Origin of the sequence: Pantoea trifolii, assembly GCF_024506435.1 — a bacterium.
In the GTDB taxonomy this organism is placed as follows: domain Bacteria; phylum Pseudomonadota; class Gammaproteobacteria; order Enterobacterales; family Enterobacteriaceae; genus Pantoea; species Pantoea trifolii.
The window spans coordinates 3931601-3952666 of record NZ_JANIET010000001.1; the positions used below are offsets into that span (position 1 = coordinate 3931601).

The window sequence follows — 21066 nt, forward strand, 5'->3', positions numbered from 1 at the left end:
AGAAATATTCGAGGGCGACGCGATGTCGCCCTTTTTTATTGCCAGATCGCCATCGCAATCAAACTCACCACCACCAAAAAACAGAGCCCGCTGGTCAGCACAAACTGTCCGCGCACGCGCTCACAGCGGCGAATGAACTCGTCGTCATGATGATCGTGATAGCGCCTCTCCCAGATATAGCGCACCAGCCGCACCTGCTTACTTGGCTGCCCGTGCGACGTGAAGAAACCCGCACCATCCACGTATTGATATAACAGCGGATCGCAACCGCGCAAAACGGCCAAAAGTGAGCGCAAAGAAGAGAAATAGCGCGCCATATTAACCAGACAAACCACACACAGAGCCCAAAAAAGCGCGATAGTGCTGATCATGTTCCCCTCCCGGCTGGAGCCGCAACGACGTCGAACGCAGCGGGGAATTGCTGTAGACGCCGCACGGGAAATAAACCAGCCATTGAATGATGTCGATTGCATTGTTGTTATGCGAACCTGAGTGCGCAACGCATATGGCAGTGGCACTTATTTTCAGTGTAGGAGATCTGTTGAATTTTTTTCCAGCGATGATTTTCGTTCAGGGCGAGTGAAAAAGCCGATAACGCTTGATCTCCCTCACAAGCGAACTTGCGCTTGCAGCATTTGTTAACAACTCTGGCTATACTCAGGACATAACAAAAACCGCCTGCAAGGCTGAAATAGTTGGTTGGTGGCGCTTCATCGCCGTCTCGCGCAAAGGAATCGCCGACCGTGAAAGCAGGAAGATTGCCCCGAATCTTGAGAAAGGAGTTTTATCATGGCTTATAAACACATCCTGATTGCAGTAGACCTTTCCCCGGAAAGCCAGTTGCTGGTTGATAAAGCCGTTTCGCTGGCCCGTCCTTATGATGCAAAAATCTCGCTGATCCACGTTGATGTGAACTATTCAGACCTCTACACCGGGCTGATTGATGTCAATCTGGGCGACATGCAGAAGCGTATTTCTGAAGAGACGCACACCGCGCTGAAAGATCTGTCAATTAACGCCGGTTATCCGATCAGTGAAACCCTGAGCGGCAGCGGCGATCTTGGCCAGGTGCTGGTGGATGCGATTAAGAAATATGATGTGGATTTGGTGGTGTGTGGTCACCATCAGGACTTCTGGAGCAAGCTGATGTCATCGGCGCGCCAGTTGATTAACACCGTGCATATCGACATGTTAATTGTTCCGCTGCGCGACGAAGACGAAGAGTAACCGTAGGGTCGCCATTCATGGCGACCTTCCTCAAAACCACTCGCTCTACCCCAGCGGCGGATAAATATCAAAACGATGGCTTTTGGTCACCACTGCATCCTGCGTCACCACGCCCGCTAACGGCGGCGCATAATCCGGACGCTTCACCACAATGCGCTTCTTCGCCAGCCGACGCGCCGGTTCCAGCAACGCATCCGCATCGCCATCCGCACCGACCAAAGACTGAAACACGCGCATCTCTTTCTTCACCATCGCGCTTTTCTGGCGATGTGGATACATCGGATCGAGATAAACCACATCCGGCGCTGGCGTGATATCGCTCAGCGCTTGCTGGCTAACGGCGTGCAGCAACGTAAGCCGATCGCGCAGCCAGCCGCCAATCTCCGCATCCTGATAACCGCGACGCAAACCATCGTCCAGCAAGGCCGCGACCACCGGATGACGTTCCAGCATGCGCACGCGACAGCCCAGCGCCGCCAGCACAAACGCATCGCGCCCCAAACCGGCCGTCGCATCAACCACATCTGGCAGATAACCGCTTTTGATGCCGACCGCTTTCGCCACCGCTTCGCCGCGACCGCCGCCAAACTTGCGCCGATGCGCCATCGCACCCGAAACGAAATCCACGAAGATGCCGCCGAGTTTCGGCTCATCCAGCTTACGCAGCTCAAGGTGCTCGGCGGTTAACACCAGCGCCATCGTTGCCTGATCGTCCTGCTGCAAACCCCAGCGCTCGGCTAAATGTAATAAGGCGCCGTCTCCGGCGCCTGTTTCATCGATTAAACCAATTTTCACAAGCCGGCTTATCCCTGAATTCCGTAGTGTTCCAGCATCGCATCAAGCTGCGGCTCACGGCCACGGAAGCGTTTGAACAGCTCCATTGGCTCTTCGGAACCGCCACGCGTCAGGATGTTATCGAGGAACGACTGACCGGTCTGACGGTTGAAAATGCCCTCTTCTTCGAAGCGCGAATAGGCATCGGCAGCCAGCACGTCGGCCCACAGATAGCTGTAATAACCGGCCGCATAACCACCAGCAAACACATGGCTGAAAGCGTGCGGGAAACGGCCCCATTCCGGGCTTGGCACCACGGCAACCTGCTTCTTCACTTCACGCAGGGTTTCGAGGATGCGTGCGCCTTGCGCAGGATCGAACTCGGTATGCAGACGGAAATCGAACAGGCCGAACTCCAGCTGACGCAGGATAAACAGCGCCGCCTGATAGTTTTTCGCCGCCAGCATTTTATCCAGCAGTTCTTTCGGCAACGGCTCGCCGGTTTCGTAGTGGCCTGAGATAAACGCCAGCGCTTCCGGCTCCCAGCACCAGTTTTCCATAAACTGGCTTGGCAGCTCGACGGCATCCCACGGCACACCGCTGATACCGGATACGCCCGGCGTTTCGATGCGCGTCAGCATATGGTGCAGACCGTGACCGAATTCATGGAACAGCGTGATCACTTCATCGTGCGTGAACAGCGCCGGTTTGCCCTGCAGCGGACGGTTAAAGTTACAGGTGAGATAGGCCACCGGCTTTTGCAGGCTGCCGTCGGCTTTACGCATCTGGCCGACGCAATCGTCCATCCACGCGCCGCCACGCTTGTGTTCGCGCGCATAGAGATCGAGATAGAAGCTGCCGCGCAGTTCACCACTTTCGTCGAACAGGTCGAAGAAGCGCACGTCTGGATGGTAAACATCGACGTCTTTGCGCTCTTTGGCGGTGATGCCATAAATGCGTTTAACCACCTCGAACAAACCACTCACCGCGCGCGCTTCCGGGAAGTACGGACGCAGCTGCTCGTCGCTGATGGTGTAGAGATGCTGTTTCTGTTTTTCGCCGTAATAGGTGAGATCCCACGGATTCATCTCGTCGACGCCGTACTCTTTCTTCGCGAAGGCGCGCAGCTGAGCCAGCTCTTTTTCGCCTTGTGGACGAGCGCGTTTCGCCAGATCGGTCAGGAAGTCGATCACCTGCGCCGGATTTTCCGCCATTTTGGTCGCCAGCGATTTGTCAGCGTAAGAGTCGAAGCCCAGCAGCTGAGCCAGTTCATGGCGCAGCGCCAGCTCTTCCGCCATCACCGGACCGTTGTCCCATTTGCCCGCATTCGGGCCCTGTTCGGAAGCACGCGTTGAATACGCGCGATACAGCTCTTCACGCAGTGCGGCGTTGTCGCAATACGTCATGACCGGCAGATAGCTTGGGATATCCAGCGTCAGCAGCCAGCCTTGTTGCTCTTTGGCTTCGGCCTGTGCTTTGGCGGCGGCCAGCGCACTTTCAGGCATGCCCGCCAGTTCCGCTTCATCGGTTACCAGCTTGCTCCAGCCCATGGTGGCGTCGAGCACGTTGTTGCTGTATGTCGAACCCAGTTCAGAAAGACGCGCCGCGATTTCGCCGTAGCGCTTCTGCTTCTCTTTATCGAGGCCGATACCGGACAGCTCAAAATCACGCAGGCTGTTATCCACCGCTTTCTTCTGCGCGGTATCCAGCGCCGCGTAGCTATCGCCCTCTTTCAGGTTGCGATACGCCTGGTACAAACCTTCATTCTGGCCAACCCAGGTGCTGTATTCGGACAGCAACGGCAGCGTTTGCTCGTAGGCTTCACGCAGCTCCGGGCTGTTTTTCACCGAGTTCAAATGACTGACCGGCGAGAACAGGCGACCTAAGCGATCGTCGACTTCAGCCAGCGGCTGCACCAGATTTTCCCAGGTATAAGGCGCGCCTTGTGCCACAACGCGTTCCACCGCTGCGCGGCAGTCATTTAGCGCTTCGGTAACCGCAGGCACCACATGTTCAGGTTTGATGGCAGAAAACGGAGGCAGCGAAAAAGGCGTGAGTAACGGATTGGTCATAAGCGCAGTCCTTTCATGATGAAGTAGTGGCGCGAACTTTCGCGCGACGCATTTTACTAACATGCGGCTTGATGGCATGAAAATCAATGCCACTAAGCCTGGACCAACGAAGAAAAGCCCGCCAGAAGGCGGGCTGAAGATTATTTAATCGCGAGTTGGTAGTGAATCACATCGTAAGGCGCCACCCACGGCGGCAACGGCTCGCGCTCGAAGATATCTTTCGCCAGCGCCCAGCCTTCCACAGCGCCGCCGGTCCCCGTTAACGACATCCCTTCATACAGTAAAGGTGGCAGCGTATTATCAAACACCACCTTATCGTCGGCAAAATCGTTAATCACTTTGCCGCTCAACGTACTGACTTTCACACTCACCTGCACTTGCTGTTCAGGGATCAGCTTTGCATTAACTGATTTAACCGTAAACCAGTGCACGCCATTCTGCGTTAACAGGCTTTTGCGCTTATCGAGCTGCTTGTTCAACCGCGCGTAGCCTTTCTCGATCAGCGAGCCCATATTTTTATTGATGGCTTCCTGCATTGCCGCATATCGACGCGACATCTCTTCACTGTTCATAACCGAAGTGCCGGTTTGCAGTTGTGTGCTAAATCCCGCAATGAGCTGTTCAAGACTGATGGTGAGGCCGGTATCTTTCACCATCTGCAGTTGTACCACCGCGTTGCTGGCGATGGATTGCCCCAACATATAACCATCGCGCTCAGCATCACTTTTGGGATCCGTGAGCGGTGCCGCCGCAACAACGGGCTGCTTTTTCGCTGTTTCAAGTTCTGCGGTGAGTTTATCGCTGCTCGCTTGTAGCCTCTTTTCCTGCTGTTCGTTCTTCAATTGCAGAGCGGCTTTCTGCTTTTCCAGTTCGATAACGCGCGCGCGCAGATGGTTGAGCTGCGTCTGGAGTTCCGGCTGAGCGGCAGGTTTTTGAATTATTTTTGGTGCAACCGGTTTTGGCTGCGGTTTTGGCGTTTGAACTGGTACAGAAGGTAGCGTGCGCGCCGCATCGCCAAAGGCGTGCAGCATTTCCTCTTCCGAGGCCGCAGAGGCCAACGCAGGTAATAATAATGCAGTGCAGAAAAGGACAAACGGCAGATGACGCTGTGTCATCACAATCTCCTGTAACAGCCCTAAGAACACAAAAGGCCTCATCCCTATTATCTAAATAGAAATGAAGCCCATCAACAGCGCGAAATTTCGCGCTGTTACTTAACGAGTGTGGTTAAAAACGCGTGGTTTAACCGGCCTGGCGAATAATCAGCTGCGACAGACGTGTCTTAATGCGGAAGCACAATTCACGAATCTGGAATTGATAACGCGGCATCACTAAATCGTTAATATCCGCACCAATTGAATCTTTAATTTGCAGATATTTATTGGTCTGCGCACCGATTTTCTGGAATTCGGCTTGATAGCTGGCATAAGAAGCCTGGCTATAAAGGCGCATCGCGTCCAGCTCTTTGCGGCACTGCTGAATATTGCTCGAACGGTCGTCACTGAATGAAGCGGTCGCTGGCTGAGCCGGAGCTGAAGCCACAAATGGCGTACCTTGTTGCTCTGGCGCGTTTTGCGCTGCAGGCTGCTCTTCCGCGATCGGCGGCGTAACCAAGCTATGAGTGGGTTGTTGTTTCGCGCAGCCAGTCAGTACCAACAGGGTTGCCACCGCGACACCAGTCATTTTTTTCATTATTGTCACCAGGAGTTGTTTGAGATGCTTTAAGCAAAAAATTATACGGCTTTAACCGAAAAGTTTCCTGCCAGAAACACCTGGCATTTCGCTCGCGACCGTTTCGCTACCGGAAACTAACTTATTTAATCCGTAATGAAATTTCGAGTATCACGTCATTCCGTAGCAAATTTACCGACAAGAAGTCTGATCGCACCGGGCTATAGCGGCGCATGGGCGCAAAACTTAAGCGGCAGCCAAAACGTCAGCAATTTTTATGCAGCGCGGCTATAATTGCGCCACACACGATGTTTTCACTCCCTTTGATGCAACCGCGGACCCCCTTTTTTTATGCTGAGTTATCGCCACAGTTTTCATGCCGGCAACCATGCCGACGTGCTGAAACACACCGTTGAAAGCCTGATCCTCACCGCTCTGATGGAGAAGGAAAAACCTTTCCTCTATCTGGATACCCACGCCGGTGCCGGACGTTACCTGCTGAGCGGAGAGCACGCCGAGCGTACCGGTGAATATCTGGAAGGCATTGGCCGCATCTGGCAGCAGCCGGATGTGCCGGAGTTGCTCAAGCCGTATCTCTCGGCGGTGCGTAATCTCAATCCGCACGGCACCTTAAAGTATTATCCGGGTTCGCCGTTGATTGCCCGCTTCCTGCTGCGTGAAGAGGACAAAATGGAGCTGACCGAGCTGCACTCCAGCGATTATCCGCTGCTGCGCACCGAGTTCAGCAAAGATTCCCGCGCGCGCGTGGCGCGTGGCGATGGCTACCAGCAGCTGAAAGCCAAGCTGCCGCCGCTGAGCCGTCGCGGCCTGATTCTGATCGATCCGCCGTATGAGATGAAAAGCGATTATCAGGATGTGGTGAAAGGCATTCAGGAAGGTCACAAGCGTTTCGCCACCGGCGTGTTTGCGCTGTGGTATCCGGTGGTGATGCGTCAGCAGATCAAGCATATGGTTAAAGATCTGCAGGCCACCAATATCCGCAACATTCTGCAGATTGAGCTAGCGGTCCGTCCGGACAGCGATCAGCGCGGCATGACGGCCTCCGGCATGATCGTGATTAACCCGCCGTGGAAGCTGAAAGCGCAGATGGAAGAGCTGCTGCCCTGGCTGCATCAGAAATTGGTGCCCGCCGGAACCGGTCACTTCAGCGTCACGCAGATCGTGCCAGAGTAAGTTCGCTGACTACGTCGCCAGCCTATCAGGACAATTATCATGTGGATCATTCTGGCTGGCGCACTTGCTGTGCTGTCGCCCGCTAAACGTTTTTCGGTACTGCTGCTCACGCTCGCCACTATTTTGGGGCTGTTCGAAGATGTGCTGGATTGGCCAGCGATGGTGCTGCTCGGCGCGATTGCCGTCATCGCCTGGATTCGCGTGGAAAATAACGCACGCTGGATTCAGCTGGTGAGTGAAGCCGCGCTGGTTGCCATCGCTATCGGCCTGTTTGTGCACTTTTTCCCCGGTTTCAAAAATCCGCGTCAGGTGGAAGATGTGCAAGCCGGGCCGCTCAGCCTACCCTTTAGCTTCTCGTATAACTTCGATAAAGCGCTGATTCCGTTTGTGTTGCTCATCTGCTTGCCGCAGCTGTTCCGCACTAAATCCGCGCCGCCGCGATGCAAAATCTTGTGGCTGGCGCTGCTGGCGGCGATTCCGCTGCTGCTGTATGTCGCGGTTGAGTTAGGTGGCCTGGCCGTTGAACCACACTGGCCGGAATGGTTAGGCAGTTTTATGCTGGCGAATCTGTTCTTCGTGTCTCTGGCGGAAGAAGCGTTCTTTCGCGGCTATCTGCAACAGCGCCTGCGCCAGAAAGGCGGCCCCGTTGCCGCGCTGTTACTGACTTCGCTGCTGTTTGGCGTGTCGCATTTTCCCGGCGGGCCGCTGCTGATGGTGTTTGCCACCTTCGCCGGGCTGATTTACGGCCTCGCATGGCAGTGGAGCGGACGCCTGTGGGTCGCCACCGGCATCCATTTCCTGTTCAACATGACGCATCTGCTGTTTTTCACCTATCCGGCGCTACAGCACTAAACCTCGAACACCGCGAAATCATGTGCCAGCTCGGTCGCCGCAAACACCGACTGGCACTCCGCCAGCAGTTTCTCCCGATCCTTAGACAAATAGCGCGAGCTGAAATGGGTGGCGATCATCCTCTTCGCCCCCGACTGTTTCGCCACTTCGGCGGCCTGAAGGGTGGTTGAGTGGCCGCGTCCATTGGCTTTATCCTGCAGCGCCGCCTCCAGCGTGGTTTCATGCACCATCACATCGGCATTCGCGGCCAGCTGCAGCGCCACCTCGGTTGGCGCGGTATCACCAAATATCGCCAGCACTTTGCCTTTGGTTGCCGGGCCAAGATAATCGGCGCCGTTGATCTCTCGACCATCTTCCAGCTGGATGCGCTTACCCGCTTTCAAATCCTGGTACCACGGCCCGCGCGGTACACCTTCTGCTTTCAGGCGCGGCGCATCAAGGAAGCCCGGTTTATCGTGCTGCTCGATGCGATAGCCATAACACTCAATCACATGATTCATCGGCCAGGCCGTCACGCGCACTTCGCCGTCATCCAGCACCAAACCGGCTTCGATCTCGACAATTTCCAGCGGATAAGAGGTGTACGAGCCACTCAAACTGAGCGCCGTCTCGATAAACTGGCGAATACCTTTTGGTCCGTAAATAGTCATTGGTTCGGGTATACCGGCCATCGAGCGGCTGGTAAGCAAGCCCGGCAGCCCAAAGATGTGGTCGCCGTGCAGATGGGTGATGAAGATTTTCTCCAGCTTGCCCGGCTTTAGCGCAGAACGCATGTATTGATGCTGCGTCGCCTCGCCGCAGTCAAACAGCCAGGTATCGCCGCGTTTCGACAGCGTCAGCGCTATCGCGGTGACGTTACGTTGCAGGCTGGGCGCACCGCCGCCGGTGCCGAGGAATGTCAGTTGCATAATATTCTTCCCTGTAAGCGGAACCTGAATTTGACCCTATCATAAACATAGGCGCAATCTTTGCGCGTCTCGCTATCGTAGCGTTAAACTCTATGCCAATTTTCTTCCAACAGATGGACACAACGGATGACCAGACATTTTGACTACCTCGCCATCGGCGGCGGCAGCGGCGGTATCGCCTCGATTAACCGTGCCGCGATGCATGGCCAGAAGTGCGCGCTGATTGAAGCCAAAGAGCTGGGCGGCACCTGTGTCAACGTCGGCTGCGTACCGAAAAAGGTCATGTGGCATGCGGCGCAAATCGCTGAAGCTATTCATCTTTATGGGCCAGATTATGGCTTCGACACCACGGTAAACCGTTTTGACTGGTCAATTCTGGTGAAAAACCGTAGCGCCTACATCGACCGCATTCACAGCTCGTACGACAACGTGCTGGGTAAAAACAAGGTTGAAGTGATCAAAGGCTTCGCGCGCTTTATCGATGCTAATACCGTGGAAGTGAACGGTGAAACCATTACTGCCGATCATATTCTGATCGCCACCGGCGGACGCCCAAGCCATCCCAACGTGCCGGGCGCGGAATACGGTATCGACTCTGACGGTTTCTTTGAGCTCGATGCCCTGCCAAAACGCGTGGCGGTCGTGGGCGCAGGCTATATCGCGGTGGAACTGGCGGGCGTGGTCAATGCGCTGGGTGCAGAAACGCATCTGTTCGTGCGTAAGCATGCGCCGCTGCGAAGTTTCGATCCGCTGATCGTCGATACGTTGGTAGAAGTGATGCAAGCCGAAGGCCCAATGCTGCACACCGAATCGATTCCGAAAGCCGTGATCAAAAACGCCGACGGCAGCCTGACGCTGCAGCTGGAAAGCGGCCACGAGCAAACCGTCGATTGCCTGGTGTGGGCGATTGGCCGTGAACCAGCAACCGACAACCTCAATCTGGCGGCAACCGGCGTGGCGCTGAACGACAAAGGCTACATCAACGTCGATAAATTCCAGAACACCAACGTGAAAGGCATCTACGCGGTGGGCGATAACACCGGCGCGGTGGAACTGACGCCAGTGGCCGTTGCCGCAGGCCGTCGTCTCTCCGAGCGTCTGTTTAACAACAAACCGGACGAGCATCTGGATTACAGCAACGTGCCGACTGTGGTGTTCAGCCATCCGCCAATTGGTACCGTGGGACTGACCGAACCGCAGGCGCGCGAACAGTACGGCGACGATCAGGTGAAAGTGTACAAATCCTCCTTCACCGCGATGTACACCGCCGTTACCCAGCATCGCCAGCCTTGCCGCATGAAGCTGGTGTGCGTTGGCCCGGAAGAGAAGATTGTCGGCATTCACGGTATCGGCAACGGTATGGATGAGATGCTGCAAGGCTTCGCGGTGGCGCTGAAAATGGGCGCGACCAAGAAAGACTTCGATAACACCGTAGCGATTCACCCAACGGCGGCGGAAGAGTTTGTGACGATGCGTTAATATTTCCTGTCGGAAATGAAAAACCAGCCATTTATTCATGGCTGGTTTTTTTATGGCTGTAATTTACATTCCGTTTTCTTCACTACTCAATAATGCATGCACAGGATAAGATTTATTTCTTTGTTGGCGGTCGCCATTAATGCGCACTGAAAATTCAATGGCATTACCAGTTTAAATATTTTTACGGGGAGAACGGTGTGAACAAAGGTCGGAAGCGGGCATGAATATTATCGATATCATTATGTCCGCAGGCAAAGCCTCGGTAGACGTGGCCCTCTACACGTTGATTCCGATTATGGTGGTGATGTTATTCATCATGAAATATCTGGAGGTCAAAGGTCTACTGGATTTTGTTGTGCGTCATGCCACGCCGTTATTAAAACCTTTCGGTATTACCGGGCTGGCATTTTTTGCCATGATTCAGCTTAATTTCGTCAGCTTTGCGGCCCCGCTGGCGGCGCTCGCCATTATGGAAAAGCGCGGTACGTCCGATCGTCATATGGCGGCCACGCTGGCGATGCTGTTTGCCATGGGCCAGGCCAGCACCTTTTATCCGCTGATTCCGGCGGGATTACACTGGAGCACGGCGCTAATTATTTCGATCTGCGGCGGCGTAGTAGCGGCGGCGGCAACTTATCACCTGTTTGGCCGCAAACTCTCTGATGCAGCGCTATTAAATGAAGATGAAGCCGTCACCAGCAGCGAAAATAAAATGGGGCTGATTGGCATCATTAATAGCGCCGGATCCGATGCGATTCGTCTGGCGCTGGGTTCGCTGCCGATGCTGATTATCTCGTTATCGGTGGTCGGCATTTTGAAGGAAGCAGGCGGGATTGAAATGCTGACGCGTCTGGTGTCGCCGCTGCTGGATAAGCTGAATATTTCCGAAGTCTATATTCTTCCGGCGCTGACTAAATGTCTGGCAGGCGGCACCGCCTATTACGGCGTGGTGGCAGGATTGGTGGAGAAAGGCTTATACAGCGCGCACAACATCAACGCGTCGGCGGGATTGCTGATTCAAACCTTCGATCTGCCCGGCATCGGGATCTACCTTGGCCTGTCGAGCCGATTCCCGCGCCTGTTCCGCTTTGCCGTGCCCGGCATCATGCTCGGTATTGCGCTGCGAGCGATGGTGCACGCCATCCTGTTCTGATTATTGCTGGCGCTGAATACGCTTTTCAGCGCCATTTAGTAAATAACATTACAATTCACAGGCATTATTTATTATTAGCCCTATTCATTTCATCGTTATTTTCACCCATTGCATTAGTGATATTTTTAGTACTATTATCGCAACAGATAGTTCAACTATAAAATTAATCCTGATTAAATATCGGGTTAATTTACCAAGCCCTTAACTTCATTGCAGGTAATATTCCTGTATATCCTTTTTTTGCAGACAGGGTACTCCATGAGCGCTAAGAAGATAACCTGGAATGGCGGATTACAACCGGAAGCCATCGATATTCTGGCGAAAGATGGCGGCATGATCGTTAGCCCAACCAAAGTGGGCTACATCATCATGACCTCCGATAAAGCCGGACTGGAGCGTAAGTTCGAAGCCAAGCAGCGCAAGCGCAACAAGCCTGGCGTGGTGCTGTGCGGCTCGCTGGAACAGCTGCGTTCGCTGGCGCAGCTCACGCCAGAAATCAACCAGCTTTATCAGCGTCACTGGGATGAAGATATTCTGCTGGGCTGTATTCTTCCGTGGCGCGACGATGCGCTGTCGCGTATTCCCGATGATGGCTCAAAAGAGCTGATGATGGATGGCCGTCAAACCAGCTGCTTCGTGATTAAATTCGGCAAGCCAGGCGAAAATATCGCAAAAGCATTATGGGATACTCACGGGAAATTCTCCTTTGCCAGCTCAGCCAATCCATCTGGGCAGGGAAATCGCGGTTTGGTTGAAGGTATTGGCGAGCGCATTGAAGCCCGCGCCGATTTAATTATCGAAGCCAATGCTTATGTGAAATCCATTCAGCCTAACGATGCCAATAAAGTGCGCTATGAACAAGGCGTTATGGTGTCGATGGTCGATAGCGAAGGTCGTCTGATTCCACAGCAAAATGGCGAGCGCAAAATCACGCCGTGCCCGGTGCTGATTCGTAAAGGGTTGGATGTGGATAAAATTATGGCGCTGCTGTCCGAGATCTTCCCTTCATGGGATTACCGCCACGGCGATTATTATTGATTTGCGGCTTGGTCGCCATGAATGGCGACCCTACAGATTTACACATCCGCGCCAAACGCCACATCCCGTTGCCCGCGCAGCTCTGCCAGCCGGCTTTCCAGCGCCGTTTCGATATTCTGATACGCCGTGCTGCCGAGCGCTAATCGCAGCGGCATGCTGGGCTGATCCAGCGTGGCGATCATCGCCGTGACGCATTTCCTGGCATCGCCGGCAATAGTGAAATCGCCCGAAAAAATCGCCTGACGCAACTGGCCTGCGGCGTTATCGCGATAAACCGCCAGCGCATCGGCCACATCCAGACCCGCACCAAAATGGGTTGCGGTCGGGCCGGGTTCCACCAGCAGGAAATCAACACCGAAGCTGGCGACTTCCTGACGCACCGCTTCGACAAACCCTTCAATGCCCCATTTCGTGGCGTGATACAGGCTGAAGTTGGGATACGCGACCTGGCCGCCTTCCGAAGAAACCTGCGCGATGCGCCCGCCGCCCTGCTGGCGCAGGAAAGGGATCACCGCGCGAATCAGCTGGATTGAACCGGTAAGATTGGTGACGATCTGGCGCTCAATCTGCGCATCGCTCAACTCTTCAGCCGCGCCAAACAGGCCGTAAGCTGCGTTGCTCACCACCACATCAATGCGATCGATGGCGGCAAAAGCGCGTTTAATCGCGGGTGCAATGCTGGCGGTGTGCGCCAAATCCAGCGCAATAATCTGCAGCTGTTCGCCGTAGGTTTGCTGCAGATCGGCCATCGCCTGCTCACGTCGCACCGTTGCCAATACGCGATCGCCGCGCGCCAGTAAACGTTCACTCATCAATCGGCCCAGCCCGCTGCTGGCACCGGTAATTAACCAGGTTTTCATGTTGTGCTCCTCATATTGAAAACCTGATGGTAGATCGCTTTACTGGTGGAGATAATCCACCTAATCGCGCATGACCCGGTGAGGAAAAACCACCAATGAGACGTCCTTCCTGGCACGAACTGCAGGCCATCAAAACGCTGGGCGAGCAGCGCAGCTTTCGCCGTGCCGCTGAAATGCTCGGCTTAAAGCGCTCTTCGCTCAGCCATCTGGTGAAAACGCTGGAGCACAATCTTGGCGTACAGCTGTTTCAACGCACCACGCGCAGCGTGTCGCTCACCGATGCCGGGCAGCAACTGCTGGATCGGCTTTCGCCGCTGCTGAACCAGATGGATGATGTGCTGCACGACATCTCCGCCAGTCGTCATCAGCATTACGGCACGCTGCGCATCAGCGCCAGCGATGCCTCGATCGGTTTGCTGCTGGATCACGTAGTGGCGGACTTTAGCGCGCGCTATCCCGATATTCAGCTCGATTTCGCCGCGCAAGGTGCGTTAGTGGATATCACCGCCGCCGGTTTTGATGCCGGCATTCGGCTGATTGAGGATGTACCGCAGGATATGGTGGCCGTTCCGCTTGGCGGCCCGCTGACGTTTGTCACCGTCGCCGCGCCCGCTTATCTGACAAGAAACGCGTCGATTCTTCATCCGCGCGATCTGCTGCAACAGCAGTGCATTCGCCAGCGCTTGCCAAGCGGTAAACGATATCAGTGGGAATATGCGCAGGCGGGCGAAAAGCATGAGATTGACGTGCCAGGCACGCTGACGTTAGACAGCAACGCGCTGATGGCGCAGGCCGCTCTCGCCGGTTTGGGCATTGCGTATGTGCCATCGCTGTATGTGGAGAAAGAACTGCGCAGCGGCCAGCTGGTGGAGCTGCTGGCCGAGTGGCGGGTGCAATCGGCGGGGATTGCGCTGTGGTTCCCGCCCAACCGACATCAATCCATGGCGCTGCGGCTGTTTATCGATGCCCTGAAAGTCAGCCTGCCTCACTACGCGTGAGGTCGAGAAACACGGTTTCAGTCTTAAAACCTTCAGCAACGGCGTTGCTCTCTTCATGCCCGGCGGCGTAACCTATCTTCACAAAACCTAAAAAATACACCATCGCAAAATGATCGTACGTCCTCATCAACACTGGTTTCTCCGGCTGTTTGACTGGCATGGCTCGGTGCTCAGCAACATCGTGTTCCGCCTGTCGCTCAATCTGCTGATGTCGCTGATCGCCATCTTTGGTTACCCGTGGTACTCCACTTTCGGCATTCACCTCACCACCGCGCCTTTTAGTTTGGTCGGTGTGTCGATCGCTATCTTTCTCGGCTTTCGTAATAACGCCAGCTATGCGCGTTTTATCGAAGCTCGCACCTTGTGGGGCAGCCTGCATATCACCCAACGCTCGCTGCTGCGGCAGATCAAAAGCATTCGTGGCCTGAGTGAAGAACAGGTACAGGAATTTACCGGCTTGCTGCTGGCGTTCTGCTGGAGCCTGAAACATCGCCTGCGTAAAACTGATGTGCAGGTCGATTTACAGCGTTTGCTGCCAGCCAGCTGGCACAGCAAAGTGCTGCATCATCCGATGCCAACGTCGCAGATTTTATTATGTCTGAGTGAATGGCTGGCGCAGCGCCGTGATGAAGGGTTGGTGTCGGATATTGTCTGGCAGAGCATTGATGTAAATCTTAACCAGCTATCGGCGATTCTGGGCGGTTGCGATCGCATTGCCAGCACACCGATTCCATTCGCCTACAGCCTGATTCTGCATCGCACGGTTTACCTGTTCTGTACGCTGCTGCCGTTTGCGCTGGTGGCGGATTTACACCTGATGACGCCGCTGGTATCGATGTTTATCTCCTACACCTTTTTGTCGCTGGAAGCGCTGGCGGAGGAGCTGGAACATCCGTTTGGCACCGCACCGAATCATCTGCCGCTTGATGCGCTGTGCGTCAATATCGAACGCAATTTGAAAGCGATGAATGGCGATACGCCGCTGCCGGAACCGCTGCAGCCGGATGCGAATTTTAATTTGACGTAATTAACCCTGATTATCCAACCAACGCACATACGCCTGATCCCATAATGCGGCTGGCGTGCCCGCTTTGCCGAGACCAAAACCATGCCCGCCGCTGCTGAGTTCTATCAGCTCAACCGGCACGCGCATGCGGCGACAAGCGTCACGCATCATTTCTGTATTGTGGGGGTTGGAGGTGTGATCGTCCTCGGCCTGGGCGAGAAAAGTTGGCGGATATTGCCGCGTGACGTAGTTTTGCACTGACCAGTTGGCTTCCTGGGTCGGCGTGGCGTTTTGGCCCACCATCATCAGATGCGTGTTGGTGCGCTGATACGGCGCTTCAAGGGTGATCACCGGATAAATCAGCCCAACGCTATCCACAATTGGCCTGACCTGATCCAGCGGATCCTGCGCCGGATAGGATTCAAAATCCGGACGCGCCGCCGCCATGCCGAGCAGATGGCCACCGGCGGAGAAGCCCAACACATGCACTTTGCGCTCCATCGAACGCACCAGACGAATGGCACGTTGCGCATCCTGCAGCGGTGCCAGATTGCCCGCCTGCCACTTCTCACCCGGTAAACGGTAGCTAAGCACATACACCGTATAGCCGCTGCCATTCAGCCAGCGCGCCACCGGCCAGGCTTCGCGGCCCATACCGATAAAACGATAGCCGCCGCCCGCCGCCACAATCACCGCTTCGCCGTTGGGACTTTCCGGGCGGAAACGTTGAATCGCGGGTGAAACGATATTGGTCCAGGAGCCGTGGCGATCGACTTTGAGCAAGCCTGAAGGGCCGCCGCCGCCGGGCGGATCGTCGGGCCACAACGGAATGACATCATCGCGAGCAAAGAGTTTGCCCGTGGTCATCGAGAGAACGGTTGCTCCAGTAGCCAACAAAAAGTGACGACGTGTAATCATCTTGCCCAGTGCCAGTATGCAAAAAATGCCAGCTTCAACAGCTGAATCTCATTATGTGACGCATGTCTGATTTCGACGTTGGCGATTATGTACGTAAATCGTACAAAAAAGCCATAAAAAACGCGCCTAAAAAGGCGCGAGCTTTTTCGAATACCCTAAATAATTCGAGCTGCAGGAAGGCGGCAAGGGTGTGAATCCCCAGGAGCTTACAAAAGTAAGTGACTGGGGTGAACACACGCAGCCAACGCACCTGCAGCTTGAAGTATGACGGGTATTAGTCCTGTTGCTGGAACTGCGTCATCACCGTTTGTTCACATTGCGATTGGTCATGACGCAGTTTGCCGCGCTCATCCTCGCCCAACTCCAGCCACGCGCTAATCACTTCCTGCGCGATTTCTTCATTAAATTCAGGCTGCTGCATAGACGACGAAGACTGGCTGGCCGCGAGTTGTGACTTCAGCTTCTCCGTGTAGCCATCCAAATCGCTGGTCTTCTTTTCACTGCTCACCAGATGACACAGCTGGCTGGCATAAACATTCTCTTCCTGATTATTTTCACCGTCGGCAGCCAGGGCACCGGCTGACAGCGACAGCCCAACGAGGGCGAGTAATAACGCTTTCATAATAGGCTCCAATAATTTCCAATAAATCAGTTTTCGTTTTGTTCGGCGCGTGCGGCCTGACGGGCAGCACGCCAGTTTAACAACGGCGTGACCGTGATGCCGTGCAACACAATGCTGCACACCACTAACGTCAGCGCCATATCCACCATCTGTTCCGCCTGCGGTCCACGCATGCCGTGCACCCATGCATAGGCAATATAATTGATACTGCCGATGCCGCGAATACCCAGCCAGCCAATCAGCAAACGTCGCATCAGCGGAATATCGCAGCGCCATGTGGTGATCCATACCGCCAGCGGACGCACCACCACAAACAGCAGCAGCGCGAGGCCGATACCGGTGAGATTCCAGTGCTGCGCGAGCGTAATGCCCAGCACCACCATCATGCCCGCCGCCAGCAAACGCTCGATAGTATCACCAAAGGAGAGTGCATCGCCGATCACCAAACCCACCGATTTGACCATGCCGCTGCTGCCCTGCGCCATCCGCTGACCGGTATTGACGCGCGCTTCTGCCGGTAAGAAGCGCTCCTCTTCAGACATCTCATCTTGCGGATAGTGCTTCACCACGCGCAATTCCGCGCGACGTAACCCGACGCCGGCCGCAAAGGTGGCGAGGAAGCCCGACGCATCAACCGACTGCGCGGCAGCATAGCTCAACGCAATCAGCGCCAGTGCGAACAGATCGTTGGGTGCCACATCCTGATTGGCGGTACGTAAATGCGTCGCCAGCTGACCGATCAGCCAACCCAGCGCAAAGCCAATTCCCAGTCCGCCGCCAATCGCCCACAGCGCATCTTTGGCAAACCACTCGCCCAGCGCAGCGGTGCTCAATTCGCCCGGCTGCAACAGCAAAATCGCCAGCATCAGCAGCGGCAGCGCGGAACCGTCGTTCATGCCCGCTTCGCTGGAGAGCGCCACGCGCAGGGCATCGTCATCACGCGCATCGTTCACGGAAATCAGGCTGGCGAGCACCGGATCGGTCGGCGCAACAATGGCACCAAACGCCAGCGACATCGCCCAATCGAAGCCAGTGATCCAGTGCACCAGCAGCGTCATGCCGCCGACGGTAAGCAGCATCGCCGGAAACGCCAGCCTGACGCCAAGCCGCCACGCATGCGCGTTGAGCGGCAAACGCAGTTTCAGCCCGGTGATAAACAGCGAGGCCGCCATGGCGATTTCGGTGAGATGCGCGGCGAGATTGGCGTGACCGATGATGTCGACTTGCAGCAGATTGAGCATCCACGGACCACACAGGATGCCCGCGAACAGGTAGAGACCAAATGAGGTCACTGGCCCACGGTGAATCCACCCGGAAGCCAGTGACATAAGGAGTAAAAGACCGCCGGTGGCGGCGGTCCAGGCCAGGAAATTCATAACGCTCCGTTTTTAAATGACATTCTCCTTTAAGCCTGGCACATGTTAAGCGATCAGTTTTTCAGATGACGGCTGGCGAGGCGAATCATCAGGGCAAGCGCAGCGGCCAACGTTGCGAGTGCGACTACGCCGGTCCAGCCCCAATGCGCCAGCGCCAGGCTTCCCAGCGCCGCACCGGTCGCCATGCCGATAAACACCACGGTAAACATCAGGGCGTTAAGGCGGCTGCGTGCTTCTGGTGCCAGGCTGTAAACCAGCGTCTGATGCGCCACCAGCGTGGCCTGCACACCTAAATCAAAACCGATGGTGCTGATAATAATCAGACCCAGCTGAGCCGGCATCGGCAGCAGCGGCAACAAGAACATCAGCGCGAACGACACCATAACCAGCGTGGCACCGTACTGCGTAACACGCGCTGGACCGATGCGATCCGCCACGCTGCCAGCTAACGGCGCGGCCAGAGCGCCTGCGGCACCCGCAAGGCCGAATGCGCCAGCGACCGCGCTGTCCAGATGGAAGTTTTGACTCAGCATCAACGCCAGCGTTGACCAGAAGGCGCTAAAGCCCACCGACAACAATCCTTGCGCCAGCGCGGCACGGCGCAGCGTTTGATGGTGCTGCCACAGATGCGCCAGCGACAGCAGCAGACGCGGATAGCTCACCGAGGTACCCGGCGTAAAGCGCGGCAGCACGCGCCACAGCGCAACGCTAATCAGCAACACCGCTACCGCCGCAATCATGTACATGGTGCGCCAGCCGAAATACTCTGCCACCACGCCGCTCACCACGCGTGACAGCAAAATCCCCACCAGCAATCCCGTCATCACCGTGCCGACGGTTTTGCCTCGACTGCGCTCCGGCGCTAACGCCGCTGACGCTGGCACGATGTCCTGCGCCACGGTGGCGGTTAAACCGGTGACGAAGCTGGCGACCAGCAAGGCATTTAATCCGCCCGAGAAGCCACACAGCAGCAGCGCAGCAACCAGCAGCAAACCTTTAATCAGAATAATGGTGCGACGATCGTGACGGTCACCGAGTGGGGCCAGCAGCAGAATCCCCAGCGCGTAACCGGCTTGCGTCAACATCGGCACCATGCCGACGCTGCCGATCCCGACGTTGAACTGTTTGCTGATGATATCCAGCATCGGCTGGCTGTAGTAAATCGATGCGACGCTGAGTCCGGCTCCGGCCGCGAGCGTGAAGACCAGCGGCGCGGGCAGTTTTTCAGCTGGCATGGCTGACGTTGAGATGGCTGACATAGTGGATTCCCCCGTGAAAGTGCGCTTATTAAAGCGCGTCGCCGCCATACGCGGTAGACTGCTCAAACACAGAACTGTTATGCGTGGTGCGTATGAACAACATCTCCAGCCTGGATCGCATCGAACTGATGCAAACCTTTATCCGCATCGTCGAGAGCGGATCGCTGTCAGCCGCCGCCACCCAACTCGGTACCACGCAGCCCACCATCAGCCGTCGTCTGCAGGCGCTCGAGCAGCGGCTTGGCCTCAAACTGATTATGCGCACCACGCATGCGCTGAAACTTACCGATGATGGCGAGCGCTGTTATGCACAGGCGCGTCAGCTGGTGGCGACCTGGCACGCGCTGGAGGATGATCTCACCGGCGCCAGCGATGATCCGATTGGCACCTTGCGCGTGCGGGCGCCGCATGCGTTTGGCCAGGATCAGCTGATTGAACCGCTGATTGATTATCTGCATCGCTATCCACGCTTAAACGTGGAGTGGACGCTGAATGACCGCACGCCAGACTTCATCAGCGAAAACATCGACTGCGCGATTCAGGTCGGTGCGCCCAGCGATGCCTCTATCGTGGCGGTGTTATTGGCGGAGGTGCCGCGCTTTGTGGTGGCGGCACCGTCGCTGCTGGCCGCGCATCCGCCAGTGGATGAGGTGTCGCAGCTCACTCATCTGCCGTGGCTGGCGCTGACCAGCTTTTATCGCAACGAAATCGCCTTGCAACGTATTAGCGATGGTCAGCCGCTGAATCTGGCGATTGCGCCGCGCCTCGCCAGCGACAGTTTGTACGCGGTGCGCAAAGCCGCCATTGCGGGCATGGGCGCGGCGGTGGTGTCGTCGTGGGTGGTGCAGGAGGATTTGGCGAAAGGCGATTTGATTCAGCTGCTGCCGGAGTGGCAAGCGCCGCCGCTGCCGGTATGGCTGACTTATCCGTGGGCGAGCTATTATCCGGCGCGATTACAGAAGTTTTTCGCCATGATTCGCGAAGTGATGCCGAAGTTAGCGGGAGCACAGCCGCCGACGCGGTAGCGTTTTTCCCTCACCCTAACCCTCTCCCAAAGGGAGAGGGAACCGATGGTAGCACGGTCAGCCCCCTCGCCCGCTTGCGGGAGAGGGCTGGGGTGAGGGCCAGCGCGCACCCAACTACATCTTCACCGCTTTCTTATCCCCCTTCGACATATTATCCAGCCAGCCCATCACAAAGGCCGACAGCACAAACGTCAGGTGGATAATCACGTACCACATCAGCTTTTCATTCTCGATGTTGCGCGCATCCATAAAAATACGCAGCAGGTGAATCGATGAAATCGCCACAATCGAGGCCGCCACTTTGTTTTTCAACGAGCCGGAGTCCATTTTACCGAGCCAGCTCAGCTTCTCTCTGTGCTCATCAATATCCAGCTTGGAGACAAAGTTCTCGTAACCCGAGAGCATCACCATCACCAGCAAACCGCCGACCAGCGTCATATCCACCAGCGACAGCAGCAACAGAATCAAATCGTTCTCCGCGATGGTGAAGACGTGCGGCAACAGGTGAAAAATTTCCTGGAAGAATTTGATGGTCAGCGCCAGCAGGCCCAACGAAAGTCCCATGTAAACCGGAGCCAGCAGCCAGCGCGATGAATACATCAGGTTTTCGATAAAACGTTCCATAAGTTCCCAT

The 21066-nt window shown here is 55.8% G+C and carries 21 protein-coding genes; 9 read left to right on the plus strand and 12 right to left on the minus strand.

All coding sequences use genetic code 11. The annotated features are described in order from the left end of the window. Positions 1-35: 35 nt before the first annotated feature. On the minus strand, positions 36-371 hold the full coding sequence (uspB, locus tag NQH49_RS18315) for a universal stress protein UspB (protein WP_256697726.1): 336 nt from the start codon (positions 369-371) through the stop codon (positions 36-38). Between the two features lie 418 nt (positions 372-789). Between uspB and uspA the strand changes: the two genes are divergently transcribed. Further along, a complete protein-coding gene (uspA, locus tag NQH49_RS18320) occupies positions 790-1227 on the plus strand; it encodes a universal stress protein UspA (protein ID WP_256697727.1) in 438 nt (145 codons plus the stop codon). 45 nt (positions 1228-1272) lie between these two features. On the opposite strand, the gene rsmJ is transcribed toward uspA, so the two are convergent. The 4 genes from rsmJ to NQH49_RS18340 form a co-directional block, all read right to left on the minus strand. Then, complete coding sequence (rsmJ, locus tag NQH49_RS18325) at positions 1273-2022, minus strand: 16S rRNA (guanine(1516)-N(2))-methyltransferase RsmJ (RefSeq protein WP_256697728.1); 750 nt, start codon at positions 2020-2022, stop codon at positions 1273-1275. Positions 2023-2030: 8 nt separating this feature from the next. Further along, entirely contained in the window at positions 2031-4073 is a 2043-nt protein-coding gene (prlC, locus tag NQH49_RS18330; protein WP_110867662.1) for an oligopeptidase A, read from the minus strand. A 140-nt stretch (positions 4074-4213) separates the two neighbouring features. Continuing rightward, a complete protein-coding gene (locus tag NQH49_RS18335; protein WP_256697729.1) occupies positions 4214-5188 on the minus strand; it encodes an FKBP-type peptidyl-prolyl cis-trans isomerase N-terminal domain-containing protein in 975 nt (324 codons plus the stop codon). A 127-nt stretch (positions 5189-5315) separates the two neighbouring features. Next, entirely contained in the window at positions 5316-5765 is a 450-nt protein-coding gene (locus tag NQH49_RS18340; RefSeq protein WP_256697730.1) for a YuaE family lipoprotein, read from the minus strand. Between the two features lie 330 nt (positions 5766-6095). Between NQH49_RS18340 and NQH49_RS18345 the strand changes: the two genes are divergently transcribed. Both NQH49_RS18345 and NQH49_RS18350 read left to right on the plus strand, forming a co-directional pair. Then, positions 6096-6938: a 23S rRNA (adenine(2030)-N(6))-methyltransferase RlmJ gene (locus tag NQH49_RS18345; protein WP_007889903.1), complete on the plus strand. Its 843-nt coding sequence runs from the start codon at positions 6096-6098 to the stop codon at positions 6936-6938. A gap of 39 nt (positions 6939-6977) precedes the next feature. Beyond that, entirely contained in the window at positions 6978-7790 is an 813-nt protein-coding gene (locus NQH49_RS18350) for a CPBP family intramembrane glutamic endopeptidase (RefSeq protein ID WP_256697731.1), read from the plus strand. Here the strand turns inward: NQH49_RS18350 and rnz are convergent. Beyond that, positions 7787-8698, minus strand: a complete 912-nt coding sequence (gene rnz, locus NQH49_RS18355; protein ID WP_256697732.1) for a ribonuclease Z — start codon at positions 8696-8698, stop codon at positions 7787-7789. The two genes, NQH49_RS18350 and rnz, sit on opposite strands and share 4 nt — an antisense overlap. 126 nt (positions 8699-8824) lie before the next feature. On the opposite strand from rnz, the gene gorA reads away from it, so the two are divergent. The 3 genes from gorA to NQH49_RS18370 all read left to right on the plus strand — a co-directional run bounded on the left by gorA (position 8825) and on the right by NQH49_RS18370 (position 12368). Then, entirely contained in the window at positions 8825-10177 is a 1353-nt protein-coding gene (gene gorA / locus NQH49_RS18360) for a glutathione-disulfide reductase (protein ID WP_256697733.1), read from the plus strand. Positions 10178-10397: 220 nt separating this feature from the next. After that, entirely contained in the window at positions 10398-11330 is a 933-nt protein-coding gene (locus NQH49_RS18365) for a nucleoside recognition domain-containing protein (RefSeq protein WP_256697734.1), read from the plus strand. A 258-nt stretch (positions 11331-11588) separates the two neighbouring features. After that, positions 11589-12368 (plus strand): L-threonylcarbamoyladenylate synthase, encoded by a 780-nt coding sequence (locus NQH49_RS18370; protein WP_256697735.1) that lies wholly within the window; start codon positions 11589-11591, stop codon positions 12366-12368. Positions 12369-12406: 38 nt separating this feature from the next. On the opposite strand, the gene NQH49_RS18375 is transcribed toward NQH49_RS18370, so the two are convergent. After that, positions 12407-13228 carry an SDR family oxidoreductase gene (locus tag NQH49_RS18375; RefSeq protein WP_256697736.1) on the minus strand — a complete coding sequence of 274 codons (822 nt, stop codon included), beginning with the start codon at positions 13226-13228 and terminating at the stop codon, positions 12407-12409. A gap of 95 nt (positions 13229-13323) precedes the next feature. On the opposite strand from NQH49_RS18375, the gene NQH49_RS18380 reads away from it, so the two are divergent. After that, the gene (locus NQH49_RS18380; RefSeq protein WP_256697738.1) at positions 13324-14226 is read left to right on the plus strand and encodes a LysR family transcriptional regulator; all 903 of its coding nucleotides are present in this window, start codon (positions 13324-13326) and stop codon (positions 14224-14226) included. A gap of 109 nt (positions 14227-14335) precedes the next feature. Further along, on the plus strand, positions 14336-15253 hold the full coding sequence (locus NQH49_RS18385; protein ID WP_256697739.1) for a bestrophin family protein: 918 nt from the start codon (positions 14336-14338) through the stop codon (positions 15251-15253). On the opposite strand, the gene NQH49_RS18390 is transcribed toward NQH49_RS18385, so the two are convergent. The 4 genes from NQH49_RS18390 to NQH49_RS18405 form a co-directional block, all read right to left on the minus strand. Then, complete coding sequence (locus NQH49_RS18390; protein WP_256697740.1) at positions 15254-16150, minus strand: alpha/beta hydrolase; 897 nt, start codon at positions 16148-16150, stop codon at positions 15254-15256. It abuts the gene before it with no gap. Between the two features lie 274 nt (positions 16151-16424). Then, complete coding sequence (locus NQH49_RS18395) at positions 16425-16772, minus strand: hypothetical protein (RefSeq protein ID WP_256697741.1); 348 nt, start codon at positions 16770-16772, stop codon at positions 16425-16427. 26 nt (positions 16773-16798) lie between these two features. Further along, positions 16799-18148, minus strand: a complete 1350-nt coding sequence (locus tag NQH49_RS18400) for a cation:proton antiporter (protein ID WP_154157268.1) — start codon at positions 18146-18148, stop codon at positions 16799-16801. A gap of 53 nt (positions 18149-18201) precedes the next feature. Further along, positions 18202-19407, minus strand: coding sequence for an MFS transporter (locus NQH49_RS18405; protein WP_256697742.1), 1206 nt, complete (start codon positions 19405-19407; stop codon positions 18202-18204). Between the two features lie 92 nt (positions 19408-19499). Here NQH49_RS18405 and NQH49_RS18410 point away from each other — a divergent pair, with 92 nt between their 5' ends. Further along, a complete protein-coding gene (locus NQH49_RS18410; RefSeq protein ID WP_256697743.1) occupies positions 19500-20432 on the plus strand; it encodes a LysR family transcriptional regulator in 933 nt (310 codons plus the stop codon). Between the two features lie 114 nt (positions 20433-20546). Here NQH49_RS18410 and NQH49_RS18415 read toward each other — a convergent pair whose 3' ends face one another. Then, positions 20547-21056: a TIGR00645 family protein gene (locus tag NQH49_RS18415; RefSeq protein ID WP_008109449.1), complete on the minus strand. Its 510-nt coding sequence runs from the start codon at positions 21054-21056 to the stop codon at positions 20547-20549. Positions 21057-21066: the final 10 nt, after the last annotated feature.